Origin of the sequence: Chryseobacterium sp. ISL-6, assembly GCF_018613715.1 — a bacterium.
In the GTDB taxonomy this organism is placed as follows: Bacteria; Bacteroidota; Bacteroidia; order Flavobacteriales; family Weeksellaceae; genus Chryseobacterium; species Chryseobacterium paludis.
This window is the reverse complement of sequence record NZ_JAGGPT010000006.1, coordinates 980,610-994,155: the sequence shown is the minus strand read 5'-3', so window position 1 is coordinate 994,155 and position 13,546 is coordinate 980,610. Positions and strand designations below refer to the sequence as shown.

The window sequence follows — 13,546 nt, the reverse complement described above, 5'->3', positions numbered from 1 at the left end:
GTACCTAGGTATTCATGAATACTTTTTACAATGAATCGTTAATACAATTTAAACGTCATAATTAAGCATCACCACATTCGTTGTAGGGTGACATTGGCAAGTAAGAACAAATCCTCTTGCTACTTCATCTTCGGTAAGCGCGAAATTTTTCTCCATGAAAACTTCTCCTTCTAAAACTTCCGCTTTACACGTACAACAAACTCCTCCCTTACAAGCAAAAGGTACAGGAAGATTGTCTTTCAATGCTTTATCTAAGATACTCTCTTTTTTAGAATTAAGGTGGAATGAATATTCATCGTCATCAATAATGACCGTTACCATACTTTCTATATTGGCAATCGCCTTGAACTCATCACTCATTTCTTCAGAATTTTCATCGTCCGGAGCTGTGAAGTATTCAAATAAAACCTGAATAGCGGGTACTTTTTTATCTTTCTTTAAATAATCAGAAATTCCTTTGATCATTTCCGCAGGTCCACAGATGAAATAAGTAGCCTCTTTAACATCAATATCCGTATATCTTTCAAATAAATGATCTAATTTTTCCGGAGAAATTCTTCCTTCAAAAATTGGATCTTCATGTTTTTCACGACTTACAAGATAAACTACACTTAGTCTTCCTTTGAAATGTTCAACCAATTTGTCTATTTCACCCTTTTTCATAACATGATTCATGCTTCTGTTACTATAGAACAGATAAGCCTTACTGTCAGGTTCCTGGTAAAGACTTTCTTTGATATTGGAAAGAACCGGACTTATTCCACTTCCCGCCGCTAAACCAACATAGGTCTTTGTATTCGTCGGATGATAGCTGGTGTTAAAACCTCCCATTGGTGGCATCACTTCCAGCAGTTCATCCATATGAAGATGTTCATTAAAATATCCTGAAACTTTTCCACCTTCTAAAAGTTTTACCAATACTTCCAACGTGTTGCTTTTTTCACTTGGAGCATTGCAGATAGAATAAGAACGTCTCTCTTCATTTCCATCAATCATCATCCGGAAGTTAAGATACTGCCCTTGCTTGAATCTGAATTTGTCCTTCAACTCTTCAGGAATTTCTACCGCAACGTTTACAGCTTCATCGGTATCTTTCTGAACTTTTACAGTTTTTAGTTTATAAAATGAATTCATTTTTTCTTAAGTATTCTATTAATTTTTCCACCCTCGCATTTTGGCAAGCTGTCTTGAGCATGAATTCTAACTTTCGTTGTAATTCCTACTCTTTTCTTTATTTCGTTTTCTATATTTTTTCCAAAGTTTCCGACAAAAATAACATAATCATCGGTATTTATTTCAAGTTGCTCAGATTTCACAAAATCATCATCAATTTCCAGGTCGATATCCAGAGCTACACACATCTGTTCTTTTTCAATCGGTGTAAGATAATAATTCGGAACCACTCCCTGTACATGTGAAAAAGCTTCTTCTATCTGACTTGGATATACATTCACTCCTCTTACAATCAGCATATCATCGGCTCTTCCCAGAAGAGGTCTCATTTTAACCATACTTCTTTTAGCGTTCTCATCGTAATAAAGACTTGTAATATCATTTGTCCAATATCTTAAAAGAGGCATTGCTTTTTTCGTTAAGGTAGTGATCACTAAAACCCCTTCTTCTCCAAAAGGAACCGGCTGCTTTGTAACCGGATCTAAAATTTCCGGATAAAAATGATCTTCCCAGATATAAGAACCTCCTTTTTCTTCAAAATCTTCCATGGAGACTCCAGGTCCAATAATTTCACTCAATCCATAAATATTGGTTGCATGAACACCTAGTTTCTCTTCAATATGATGTCGTATAATTTCCGTCCAGGGTTCTGATCCTAAAACAGCATATTTTAAACTAATCTCCGCTGCAGAAATTCCTCTTTTAGCAAACTCATCAGCAATTGTCAGCGCATAGGATGGTGAACAACAAATTACTTCCGGTTTAAAGTCCATGATTAGATCTACCTGCCTTGTGGTCATTCCTCCAGAAATAGGAAGAACACTCATTCCTAATTTTTCAGCTCCATAATGAAGCCCAAGTCCGCCGGTAAAAATTCCATAACCATATGCATTATGCAATTGCATCCCTGGTTTTGCACCTGCAGCATTTAATGATCTTGCAACCACCTCGCTGAAAAGATCAACATCTTCTTTGGTATATCCTACTACTGTTGGCTTTCCTGTTGTTCCACTCGAGCAATGAATTCTTTGTAACTCATTTTTTGGAACCGTAAATAATCCGAAAGGATAGTTATCTCTTAAATCCTGTTTATAGGTAATTGGTAGTTTTGAAATATCTTCAATTGACCTTATTTCCTGAGGTGATATTCCCAATTCATTAAATTTCTTTCTATAAAAATCCGATCTGTCCTCAAGATAACTGACCAAATTCACCAATCTTTCAGATTGGAGCTGTCTCAATTGGTCGAGTTTTAAATATTCAACTGAAAAATCCATAAAAACTAACTAACATTTGTTAGGTGTAAATTTAAAAAGATTTTGGGAGCTGACAAAATTTTTATGATTTTCGTCATATTTTGAATAGTTCTAAATAATTTATCCGAAAACAGTGCGGAATTTCAACAATAAATGATATTTGAATCTCCTATAAAATCTCTCATTTAACTTGTCATTCAGAATGGAATACAGTGGAGGATCTTTAGTTATACAATTTAGTATTTAGATTTTCTCAGTCAGAATGAAAAAGATTAAATTGAAGATTTCAATCCTTAAGCCTATTGTTTTTCATTTCCAAGAAGCCCAAAAAGTATCTTATTCCTGATCTCATCGGTAATTTCAGTAGTCGATTCTGTATTTCTTTTAAACCAGAAATAGGAATTGTTTAAAGTATGAAGAATAAATCTAGTCGTAAAAACAGGTGATTTTAATTCCCAATTCTCAGCTTTATAGATCATAGAAATTAATTGTTCAACTTCTTGCTGATATTTCTTCCTTAATTCTACAAATTCAGGAAGCCTTTCTTCAAGATGTTTCCATTCATTGGAATAAATATGGGTAACATCAGGGTTTTTAAGCACAATAGATAAATGTTTATCAATAAATAAATTCAATTTATCTTTTGGATTGAGATCCGTGTTTTGTACTTCCTCCAGCTCTACGAAGAAATCTTGTGCAATTCCAAAACAGATCCATTCAAGAATCTCTTCTTTAGATCGGATATGTGCATACAAGGAAGCAGCCTTTATATTCAGCTTGGTAGCCAAGTCTCTTACAGAGCTACCCATATAACCTTTCTCTTTGAAAAGCTGAACGGCTTCGTCTAATATTTTTCTTTGTTTTTCTTTAAGCTCCATCAGTAAAATACAAAAGTAACTTTTTTGATTTAAACTGTAGATTTTTGGTCTATAAAGTTTTTAGATACTCTTTTTAATCATAATAAGACTATAAGAGATGTCAAAATTTACAACTGATTTTTAAAAAATGGAAATTTTGTCTAGTGAAAGCGCAGCTCAAAATGCAATATTCGGAAATTTTGTCCTAAATATTTGAAAATTCAATAATTGAACAGTTTTTGCGATATGGTACTCGAATTAAATGATTAAAATTAGATCTAGGACATCAGACTTTAGATAAAAGATTTTAAAATTTATTTTAATTCAAGGTCTTATGGTCTGAAATCTGATGTCTGAAATCTAAATTGCTTAAATCAACTCAAAAATATAAAATATGAACTTAAATCAATATACTGTAAAATCACAAGAAGCCATCCAGGCAGCCCAGCAAGTTGCTATGGAATTTGGCAATCAAAGCATAGAACCTCAACATCTACTGGAAGGAATTTTTCAGGTAGATGAAAATATTTCACCTTTCTTATTAAAAAAATCTGAAGCAGATGCAAATCTGGTAAGGGAGCGTAACCGAGAAAATTTAGAAAAACTTCCTAAAGTTCAGGGCGGAAACATTTACCTTTCACAATCTGCCAATAAAGTTTTACTGGACGCACCGAACATTGCAAAAAAAATGGGTGATGAATATGTAACGATTGAACATTTATGGTTATCACTTTTGGAAACAAACTCTGAAGTTTCTAAAATGCTCAAGGATATGGGCGTGACCAAAAATCTATTAGAAGGTGCTATTAAAGAATTAAGAAAAGGAAGTAAGGCGAGCTCAGCAAGTTCAGAAGAGACTTACCAATCCTTAAATAAATATGCTAAAAACTTCAATGAACTAGCAGCCGAAGGAAAACTGGATCCAGTAATCGGGCGTGATGAAGAAATTCGTCGCGTATTACAGATTCTTTCCCGAAGAACTAAAAATAATCCGATCTTAATCGGTGAACCTGGTGTTGGTAAAACAGCTATTGCTGAAGGAATTGCTCACCGCATCATATCTGGGGATATTCCCGAAAACCTAATGGATAAAACATTATATTCATTGGATATGGGTGCCTTAATTGCGGGTGCTAAATATAAAGGAGAGTTTGAAGAGCGTTTAAAATCTGTTGTTAATGAAGTTATAAAATCAGACGGACAGATCATTCTTTTCATCGATGAGATTCATACACTGGTAGGTGCTGGCGGTGGAGAAGGTGCTATGGATGCGGCTAATATTTTGAAACCGGCTTTGGCAAGAGGAGAGTTGAGAGCCATTGGAGCAACAACTTTAAATGAGTATCAAAAATATTTTGAAAAAGATAAGGCTCTTGAAAGACGTTTCCAAAAAGTAATGGTTGATGAACCGGATACAGAGTCTGCAATTTCTATTCTTAGGGGTATTAAAGATAAATATGAAGCTCACCATAAAGTAAGAATCAAAGACGAAGCAATTATTGCTGCCGTTGAGATGTCTCAAAGATATATCACAGATCGATTCTTACCAGATAAGGCCATTGACCTTATTGATGAAGCTTCTGCAAAATTAAGAATGGAAATCAATTCAAAACCCGAAGAACTGGATGTTTTAGATAGAAAACTGATGCAGATGGAGATTGAATTGGCAGCCATTTCGAGAGAAGGTAACCAAACCAAGATAGAGCATTTAAAAGAAGATATCTCAAAAATTTCTGAGCAGAGGAATGAGATCAATGCTAAATGGTTAAAAGAAAAACAAAAAAGTGAGGATCTTACTCAAATCAAGAAAGATATAGAATCTCTTAAGTTAGAAGCTGAAAGAGCTTCCAGAGCAGGAGATTATGCTAAAGTAGCAGAAATTCAATACGGAAAAATCAAGGAGAAAGAAGATGCTTTGCAGAAACTGGAATTAGAAATGCAAAACCATCAGAATGAACTGATCAAAGAAGAGGTAACCTCTGAAAATATTTCGGAAGTAATTGGAAAGTGGACAGGAATCCCTGTAACAAAACTTTTACAGTCCGAGAGAGAAAAATTATTACATCTTGAAACTGAACTTCACCACAGAGTAGTAGGACAAGATGAAGCTATTCAGGCAGTAGCTGATGCGATCAGAAGAAACAGAGCGGGCTTAAGTGATGAAAAAAAACCAATTGGTTCATTCCTTTTCTTAGGAACAACAGGAGTTGGTAAAACTGAATTAGCTAAAGCTTTAGCAGAATTCTTATTTGATAATGAAAACAATATGACCAGAATCGATATGAGTGAATATCAGGAGCGTCATTCTGTTTCAAGATTGGTAGGAGCGCCTCCTGGATATGTTGGATATGATGAAGGCGGACAGTTAACGGAAGCAGTAAGAAGAAGACCTTATTCTGTGGTACTTTTAGATGAAATTGAGAAAGCGCACCCTGATGTCTTCAACACTCTGTTGCAGGTTTTAGATGATGGACGTCTGACAGATAATAAGGGCCGTGTCGTGAATTTCAAAAATTCTATTATTATTATGACCTCGAATTTAGGTTCACACTTAATTCAGGAGAATTTTGAAAATATCACTGAAGAAAACCAGGATGAAATTGTAGATAAAACGAAAGACGAAGTTTTTGATTTATTAAAACAAACATTACGTCCTGAATTCTTAAACAGAATTGATGAAGTGGTACTATTCCAGCCTTTAAGAAAAAAAGAAATTGGAAAAATCGTTCAGTATCAATTAAGGGGCTTCAATGATATGTTAGCAAAACGAAACATTATTATGACCGCAACTCAGGATGCTGTGGATTACCTGATGAATAAAGGATATGACCCTGCATTTGGAGCTAGACCTTTAAAAAGAGTAATCCAACAGGAAGTTTTAAATAAATTATCAAGAGAGATTCTTGCAGGAACGGTAAATGACGGTGATAGAATCACTTTAGATTATTTCGAGGAAACAGGACTGGTTTTCAGACCAGCAGAAAAATAAAGTAGTTTTTTTCATATATATATTATTTTTGTAGTAAGTGCTGTAAACAAAATTTACAGCACTTATTTTTTATTAATAAATAACTCACATGATAGATACTTATTCATACATTTACAATGACCAAAAAATTAATGTAATTAAAACAAGAACTATTATGAAAAAATTAAAAAGACATCATTTAAAGAAAATCACTGGAGCTGGACCGGCTCCTATCTATTGTGACATTGGCGGCGGCTGTCCACCCAATCTTTGTTGTACTTCTGACAATACATGCAAAGACTTCAGAAAATATCCATGTGTTTAAAAAATTATCTTATAAAAAAAGCGGCGAAAATAAAATTTTCGCCACTTTTAATTTTATACAAATTATTTAAGTGCAGAAAGACTGTTAAGAGGATTACTTACCATATCTTTCATATCACTTCCTTTTGGGAATGCTGTAAAATAGATACACTGACTACCTCCTTTTTGTTTTCCTTTACTTGTCATATCTGAACTGAAGCTATTCTGACCTATATTGATAGAAATGTTTACCTCAGTAATTCCTTTTGCCACCGCTTCTTCTTTCACATATTGAAGATATCCTTTTAGCACATTAACACTATAAAAGTATTGTCTTTTTACCTCTACACCCTGTGCATCTAATGTTTTTTCATTATTAAAAGTATACGTATCATACAAAAGCGCAGCTGCGTCGTCAGCAATTAAATAATTTTCAAAATTCTTATCTACAATATCATTTTTATTTGTTGTTGCATCTGGTGGAATAAGATTACCATGATTCATTGCTTCAACACAATTACTTGGAGAAATAGTATCATTAGCTGTCTTATAAGACATTAGATACATGGTCTGATATCCTTTGTAACCTTGTCTCTGATGGTTATCTATCACATTATTTGCAGGATATTGTCCAATATTAACTCCAATTAAGGCATCATCTCCTACTTTTAACTTCACATGATCGACATATGCTTCTAAAACTTCTATTGGATAAACCACCTGTCTGGCATCCTCACCAGATAGTCCTTTAGCCGTCCTTCTTCCTAATAATAAAGTATAGTTATTAGCTAAATAATTATCTCCAAGTGTTTGCGCAGTTTTACTATTAATCAACTGATTCTTGTAATCTTGCGAAACCACTGTACCTTTGGACAAGTCATTTTCAGAATCACCATTACATGACTGAAATAGCATCCAAACCGATAAAAGGCTTATAAAACCTATGCTAAAAATTTTTGTTTTCAAAATGATTTTTTTTTCGATAGTAAATATATCCAATTTCGTAGAAATAATATATAATAAATTGGTTATTTTCGCAAAAAAATAAGACTAACTCAATATTAAAAAGCAATATAGCAATTTTTAGGACACTTCATTTTTGATAAGGATAGCAGTATGCAAATAAAAAAAAAGAAATCCGTAAAATCACGGATAATAAATAGGAAAAACACCTGTTATTTAACATAAAATTTTTCCGAGATTTGCAGAACTAACTAACAATGTGTTAAAAACTAACATTATGGAAACAAAACCTATCTTCGAAGGTGATATTGAAACGCTTAGCGCTCCAAACACCATGACCACATCTTTTATTCAAGAACTGATCAATAATTATCGTAACAATCAGTTACAAGCTATTAATTCAAATCTTGAAATGAACGACGCCCACTCTATTTGGTTTGATCTACCAAAACTGAAAAAATTCATTGCTGACCTGGAAACTGAAGCTAAAAAAATTGACCCGACAACTACTGATAATGATCTTGGTATCAGATTTTATTATGCCGCTTATCCTAAATCTGAAAATTGGGCAATTATGGAAAACCATACTGTTCCAAAAGAATATGCAGAAAGACATACTTTAGTAATGGTTCCCACTTTGAAAAAAGAAGATGAAAATGGGGATCTTTTGGATTATGATTTTAATCCTTTAGCATCTAATGGCCACGCAATGGCGATGGCATTGAAATCCCGTAATGCAGAAACTCCTATTGAAGAAGAAGGACTTGCACAAAATCACGGAAATCTAATTCCACCTGACGGAACCAAGTCAGAATTATTTTAAAGCCCTCAATAAACAATTATTTAAATAGTAGTACACATAATGACTGATTTCCAAAAAGTAATACAAGAATCTATGTTCTGGGTAGAAGGTCTAGCAGCTTTTACATCCATTTTGTCTTACAATAAGATCAAAAATCAATATTGGAAATACTTTATGTTCTATTTAATCTTTATTTTCTTGTGTGAAGCAGTGGGAAAATGGGGTGATTTAGTTATGGAATATAATAAAGCTGCGTTTTATAATTATTTTGTAATTCCTATTCAATTTATATTTTTTTATTGGTTATATGCCGCAAAATCATTTGAAAACAGAAAACTATATATTGTCTTATCTTTATTATATTTAGTATCATTTATCCCAAGTGAGATCCTGTTTTCTACCGATAAAATAATGTTTTCTCTAAATTACACTTTAGGTTGTCTTATTCTAATGATCTTGGTGGTAATGGAATATTATAAACAGATTAACTCTTCAAACATTCTTAGTTTTGGAAAAAACAGAATGTTTTATATCAACCTCGGTGTAACTTTATTTTATATTGGAACTTTACCTTTCTGGACATTTTTGACTTTAATCAGAGAGTATAGAGGAATTTTCAATATATATTTTGACTATTTTTTGATATCTGGAATTATTATGTATTTATTATTCTCAATTTCATTCATATGGGGAAAACAGAACTCTTAATAACCATTATCTTATTCAATATATTCTTTGTATTGTTTGTAGCCGCTGTTATGGTATACATCAGAAAATACAAGCAAAGAAAAAAAGAATATTTAAATGAAATTGAAATAAAAAACGAGATTCACCAAAAGGAACTTCTGGCTACCCAACTAGAAATTCAACAAGCTACAATGCAACAAATAGGACGTGAGCTTCATGACAATATAGGGCAGAAGTTAACGCTTGTAAGTCTTTATACTCAACAGCTTTTGTATGAAAATAAGGTTCCGGAAGTAAGTGAACGAATTGAACAGGTTTCACAAATTATCAATCAATCGTTACAGGATCTAAGAAGCCTCTCAAAAACATTGACTGATGACAACATCAACCAAAAGGAAATTGTAACTTTAATTCAGGAAGAGGTTGATAATACCAATGCTTTTAAAAGATGCAATGTAAGTTTCAATCATAACTTCAAACAGCTCGACTTAGGATTCGTGCATAAAAATGTTCTTTTGAGAATCACGCAGGAATTTATTCAAAACAGTATTAAGCATGCCAATTGCAAAAATATTTTCATTAACCTCAATACTTCCGAAGAAATACTTTGGGAACTTAATATTCAGGATGATGGAATTGGATTTGACAGATCCAGAATAACCTCAAATGGTATAGGGCTAACAAACATGAAAAACAGAGCTGAGATCATTGGAGCTCATTTTAGTTTGGAAAGTTTGAAAAACAAAGGAACCAGTATCAATATTATTTTAAAAAAACAGCCATGAAAAAAACAATTGTTATCGTAGATGACCACGTCCTTATTGCAAAGGCACTAGAAGGTATTATTGATAATTTTAAAGACTTTGAAGTTATTTATGTCTGTGAAAATGGAAAGGATCTGATCCAGAAATTTGAAAACAACAGTAAGATTCCTGATATAATTCTACTTGATATCAGCATGCCAATTATGGATGGTTTTGAAACTGTTCTCTGGCTTAAGGAAAATCATCCTGACGTTAAGGTAATGGCCTTAAGCATGCAGGGCGATGACAAAAGTGTCATTAAAATGATAAAGAACGGCGCAAAAGGCTACCTCCTAAAAAACACTCATCCAAAAGAGCTTGAAACGGCTCTTATTAAACTTAATACAGAGGGATTTTTTTATCCCGAGTGGGCGTCAAGAATTATTTTTTCCAATTTAAACAATGAGAAAGAATCTAAGGATACGGTGAGGATTTCAGATCGTGAAAAAGAGTTCCTGAAATATACTGTAACCGAACTTAGCTATAAAGAAATCGCTGACAAGATGTGCTGCAGCCCCAGAACTGTAGAAAGCTACAGAGATCAACTCTGTGAAAAATTAGATCTAAAAACCCGAGTAGGACTGGCTGTCTTTGCTATTAAAAATGGTTTCGATTAATTTCTAATCAATAAACCAATTGTAAAATAGGAATACATATGATTTACTATTTAGCTAAGATCTTGTTTAATCCCAATAAAAAATACTTTAAAAACTTTCTCGTTCTGAGGAAGTTTTTTTATTAAACGATGCTGTTTGGATCTAAAAAATTGCAGAAAAATGCATTTAGAATTTTAATCATTGAAAAATTCTACAATCTCAACCTCATCTAATCACGAAAATCATCTCGTTAAAAATATTCATTTAAATTTCAAATAAATCTATGTTTTACAATATTAAAATAATCTAAAGTTATTTTTTTAAACTAAAACTAAATTGAACATTAATAAATTCAATCCAAATTATATTTTGCGAATTATGCAATGAATAATAGATTTTGTTATATAATTACAATTAAATTGAAGAAAAATACATGGAAATTATGAAAATAGCAAAAATAAACTAAATCAGCTTCACCAAAGAGTAAATCAATAAAAATTGCAGTAAAAAACTATATTATTCACTTATAAAACAGAGTAAATATTATAAATTGATAAAATAGAACCTTGCAAACTAATTCAAAATAATATAATTTCGTTTTTCCACAAAATATATAAATATTGAATTAATGAAAAAACTACTATTCGGAATCCTTGCGCTAGGATTCATGTCCGCTTGTAACAGCGACAATGTAACAAATCAAAGTGAAAACCCTTCAAACAAATCTGAGCCTTCCGGCTTAGCTGGCAAAAGATTCTGTCCTTCAGAGGAAATCAGAAAACAAGCTCTACAAAACAATCCTGAGCTTAGACAAAGATATGCTGCACTGGAAGCTAATACAGAAAAATTCATGAACGATATCAAACTGGGAAAAGTTCTACCGGATGGTACTGTTGAAATTCCCGTAGTAGTGAATGTATTATATAAAACGACCGCTCAAAATGTTTCAGATGCAAGAATCGCAGAACAAATTGCTGTATTAAATGCAGATTATGGAGGAACAAATAGTGATGTTACTAAAATTCCTACAGAGTTCCAATCAGTAAAATCAGGTGATGTAAAAGTAAGATTCAAATTAGCAAATACGGTAAGAAAAGCGACTACAAAAACAAGCTGGAGCGATAATGATGCTATGAAGAAAGCGTCTACTGGCGGTATAGATGCAACTAACCCTACCAATTATTTTAACATTTGGGTGGTAAGTAGTATGCCAACCAGCCAAGGAGAAATTCTTGGATATGCCACTTTCCCAGAATCTGCTGGATTATGGAATGACGGTGTAGTTATTGCAGCTCCTTATTTTGGAAAAACTGGAGCCTCATCTCCATTCAACCTAGGTAGAACAGCGACTCACGAAGTAGGTCATTACTTAAATCTTAGACATATTTGGGGAGATGCAAATTGCGGAAATGACCTTGTAGCTGATACACCTACACAAACTTCTGATAATGCAGGTAAACCAACTTATCCTGTATACAATACATGTAGTGGTGTTTCAAGATCTATCATGTTCATGAACTATATGGATTATGTAGATGATGCTGCTATGTTTATGTTTTCAGCAGGTCAAAAAACTAGAATGCAGGCTGTAGTTGCCTCGTCTGGCTCAAGAGCAGGTTTAAGAGTTAACTAAAAAAACTTTTTATATGTTAAAAGTCTCTTCTCAGCTTTGAGAAGGGACTTTTTTTTATACTTTTGATATCGGTTTAAATTCAAAATTAAACTACACAAAAACACACAATGATGAATAAATTAGCATTAGCATCCTGCATGTTGCTAACATTATGCTTTTATAAAGCTCAGGATACTCTCCAACTTAAGAAGGATCAGCAATATATCATTTCAGATATTGCTATTTCAGAGAAAAAGACTTTCCTACAAAAAGAATGGGTAAAAAAATCAATTGCCCCTACTTTACTTTTTGCAGCAACAGCAGCAACTTGGGGAGAACGGGAAAACATCCGGGAAATCCGAAATCGTTATATTCCGGCTTTTAAAGCAACCTTTGATGATTACCTTCAGTATGCGCCCGCAGCAACAGTATATGGACTAAAAATAGCAGGGGTTAAAGGACGGAATAACATTGGAAGAGCCACCCTATCATATGCAACCAGTATTGCAATTATGGGCATTATCGTGAATTCTATAAAATACACCTCAAAAGTCGAACGCCCGGATGGCTCGGCAAAAAATTCCTTTCCATCAGGACACGCAGCAATGGCTTTCACTAATGCGAGCTTTTTACATAAGGAATATGGAATTGTAAATCCTGCCTATAGTATTGGTGGATATAGCGCTGCAACACTTACTGGTCTGGGCAGAAACCTCAATAACAGACATTGGATGCCGGATATTCTGGCTGGTGCCGGAATAGGGATTATCTCAACAGAATTAGGATATTTTTTTATTGATAAGATTTATAAAAATAAAGGTGATAACTTAAGTTTACTTTCCCGAATAGAAAGCAACGGAAATCCTTCCTTTCTTTCCATAAAATTAGGATCCGCTTTGGCTACTACCAATTTCCTTAAAGAATCTGAATTGGATGATCGAAAACAAATTGGTTTCGAGGCGGGATTGGAAGGTGCCTATTTTTTTTCAAAAAAGTGGGGCATCGGTGGAGATATGAGTTTTAGCAGTTTTCCCATAAAACCTATCCGATTAACATTAGATGACGAAGAGCATTATGAAAATTTTGATGTAACAACTCAGTCTTTAGGGTTCCTGAATTTCGGAATCGGCCCCTATTTCTCACATGAATTTTCAGAAAACTGGCAAATAACATTAAAAGCTACCGCAGGATACTCAACACCGGCTAGCGGAAAAATATTTGTAAAAAGTGAACACATTGATAATCCAAATAACGAACTTGAAGTCGCCTCTTATAAGCCTTCAAATGCTTTCCGATGGAATTTTGGAAGTGCACTTACCTATAAGCTTAATCCTGAATTAGGAATTACCGTATATGCAGATTATAATCAATTGAAATCTACGATGTCCTATAACTTCAGTGATATTGTAAAGGATGACGACGAGATGAATGAAGTATTTAACAGGGTTTATGCCAAAGAAAAAATTAAATATTTTACAGTAGGATTAAGATTGACAGCCTACTTTTAGTAAAAAATAAGCCTTCAA

12 protein-coding genes are annotated in these 13,546 nt (G+C 33.4%); 8 read left to right on the top strand and 4 right to left on the bottom strand.

Features of this window, described 5'->3' with window-relative positions; translation table 11 throughout:
- Positions 1-48: 48 nt before the first annotated feature.
- From J7E44_RS15385 to J7E44_RS15375, 3 genes are all read right to left on the bottom strand, one after another.
- Complete coding sequence (locus J7E44_RS15385) at positions 49-1,134, bottom strand: 2Fe-2S iron-sulfur cluster-binding protein (protein WP_214831251.1); 1,086 nt, start codon at positions 1,132-1,134, stop codon at positions 49-51.
- Positions 1,131-2,450 (bottom strand): phenylacetate--CoA ligase family protein, encoded by a 1,320-nt coding sequence (locus J7E44_RS15380; protein ID WP_214831250.1) that lies wholly within the window; start codon positions 2,448-2,450, stop codon positions 1,131-1,133. The genes J7E44_RS15385 and J7E44_RS15380 overlap by 4 nt, the downstream gene beginning before the upstream one ends.
- 278 nt (positions 2,451-2,728) lie before the next feature.
- A complete protein-coding gene (locus J7E44_RS15375; RefSeq protein ID WP_214831249.1) occupies positions 2,729-3,307 on the bottom strand; it encodes a TetR/AcrR family transcriptional regulator in 579 nt (192 codons plus the stop codon).
- Positions 3,308-3,680: 373 nt separating this feature from the next.
- Here J7E44_RS15375 and clpB point away from each other — a divergent pair, with 373 nt between their 5' ends.
- On the top strand, positions 3,681-6,275 hold the full coding sequence (clpB, locus tag J7E44_RS15370; RefSeq protein ID WP_214831248.1) for an ATP-dependent chaperone ClpB: 2,595 nt from the start codon (positions 3,681-3,683) through the stop codon (positions 6,273-6,275).
- Positions 6,276-6,429: 154 nt separating this feature from the next.
- Entirely contained in the window at positions 6,430-6,579 is a 150-nt protein-coding gene (locus tag J7E44_RS15365; RefSeq protein ID WP_214831247.1) for a hypothetical protein, read from the top strand.
- 62 nt (positions 6,580-6,641) lie between these two features.
- Here the strand turns inward: J7E44_RS15365 and J7E44_RS15360 are convergent, their stop codons facing one another.
- Positions 6,642-7,523: a hypothetical protein gene (locus tag J7E44_RS15360; RefSeq protein WP_214831246.1), complete on the bottom strand. Its 882-nt coding sequence runs from the start codon at positions 7,521-7,523 to the stop codon at positions 6,642-6,644.
- A 274-nt stretch (positions 7,524-7,797) separates the two neighbouring features.
- Between J7E44_RS15360 and J7E44_RS15355 the strand changes: the two genes are divergently transcribed.
- From J7E44_RS15355 to J7E44_RS15330, 6 genes are all read left to right on the top strand, one after another.
- Complete coding sequence (locus J7E44_RS15355; protein WP_214831245.1) at positions 7,798-8,343, top strand: hypothetical protein; 546 nt, start codon at positions 7,798-7,800, stop codon at positions 8,341-8,343.
- A 39-nt stretch (positions 8,344-8,382) separates the two neighbouring features.
- On the top strand, positions 8,383-9,030 hold the full coding sequence (locus J7E44_RS15350) for a hypothetical protein (protein ID WP_251040590.1): 648 nt from the start codon (positions 8,383-8,385) through the stop codon (positions 9,028-9,030).
- Entirely contained in the window at positions 9,009-9,794 is a 786-nt protein-coding gene (locus J7E44_RS15345; RefSeq protein WP_214831244.1) for a sensor histidine kinase, read from the top strand. Before J7E44_RS15350 ends, J7E44_RS15345 begins: the two co-directional genes overlap by 22 nt.
- Positions 9,791-10,429 carry a response regulator transcription factor gene (locus J7E44_RS15340; RefSeq protein WP_214831243.1) on the top strand — a complete coding sequence of 213 codons (639 nt, stop codon included), beginning with the start codon at positions 9,791-9,793 and terminating at the stop codon, positions 10,427-10,429. Before J7E44_RS15345 ends, J7E44_RS15340 begins: the two co-directional genes overlap by 4 nt.
- Before the next feature lie 607 nt (positions 10,430-11,036).
- Positions 11,037-12,041 (top strand): zinc metalloprotease, encoded by a 1,005-nt coding sequence (locus J7E44_RS15335; RefSeq protein WP_214831242.1) that lies wholly within the window; start codon positions 11,037-11,039, stop codon positions 12,039-12,041.
- Between the two features lie 107 nt (positions 12,042-12,148).
- Positions 12,149-13,528, top strand: a complete 1,380-nt coding sequence (locus J7E44_RS15330; RefSeq protein ID WP_251040589.1) for a phosphatase PAP2 family protein — start codon at positions 12,149-12,151, stop codon at positions 13,526-13,528.
- Positions 13,529-13,546: the final 18 nt, after the last annotated feature.

Bases quoted from the DNA above. Each gene is read 5' to 3' on its own strand.
- J7E44_RS15345 (WP_214831244.1), top strand. From the start codon at position 9,009: ATGGGGAAAACAGAACTCTTAATAACCATTATCTTATTCAATATATTC.
- J7E44_RS15380 (WP_214831250.1), bottom strand. From the start codon at position 2,450: ATGGATTTTTCAGTTGAATATTTAAAACTCGACCAATTGAGACAGCTC.
- J7E44_RS15335 (WP_214831242.1), top strand. From the start codon at position 11,037: ATGAAAAAACTACTATTCGGAATCCTTGCGCTAGGATTCATGTCCGCT.
- J7E44_RS15340 (WP_214831243.1), top strand. From the start codon at position 9,791: ATGAAAAAAACAATTGTTATCGTAGATGACCACGTCCTTATTGCAAAG.
- J7E44_RS15375 (WP_214831249.1), bottom strand. From the start codon at position 3,307: ATGGAGCTTAAAGAAAAACAAAGAAAAATATTAGACGAAGCCGTTCAG.
- J7E44_RS15385 (WP_214831251.1), bottom strand. From the start codon at position 1,134: ATGAATTCATTTTATAAACTAAAAACTGTAAAAGTTCAGAAAGATACC.
- J7E44_RS15365 (WP_214831247.1), top strand. From the start codon at position 6,430: ATGAAAAAATTAAAAAGACATCATTTAAAGAAAATCACTGGAGCTGGA.
- clpB (WP_214831248.1), top strand. From the start codon at position 3,681: ATGAACTTAAATCAATATACTGTAAAATCACAAGAAGCCATCCAGGCA.
- J7E44_RS15350 (WP_251040590.1), top strand. From the start codon at position 8,383: ATGACTGATTTCCAAAAAGTAATACAAGAATCTATGTTCTGGGTAGAA.
- J7E44_RS15355 (WP_214831245.1), top strand. From the start codon at position 7,798: ATGGAAACAAAACCTATCTTCGAAGGTGATATTGAAACGCTTAGCGCT.
- J7E44_RS15330 (WP_251040589.1), top strand. From the start codon at position 12,149: ATGATGAATAAATTAGCATTAGCATCCTGCATGTTGCTAACATTATGC.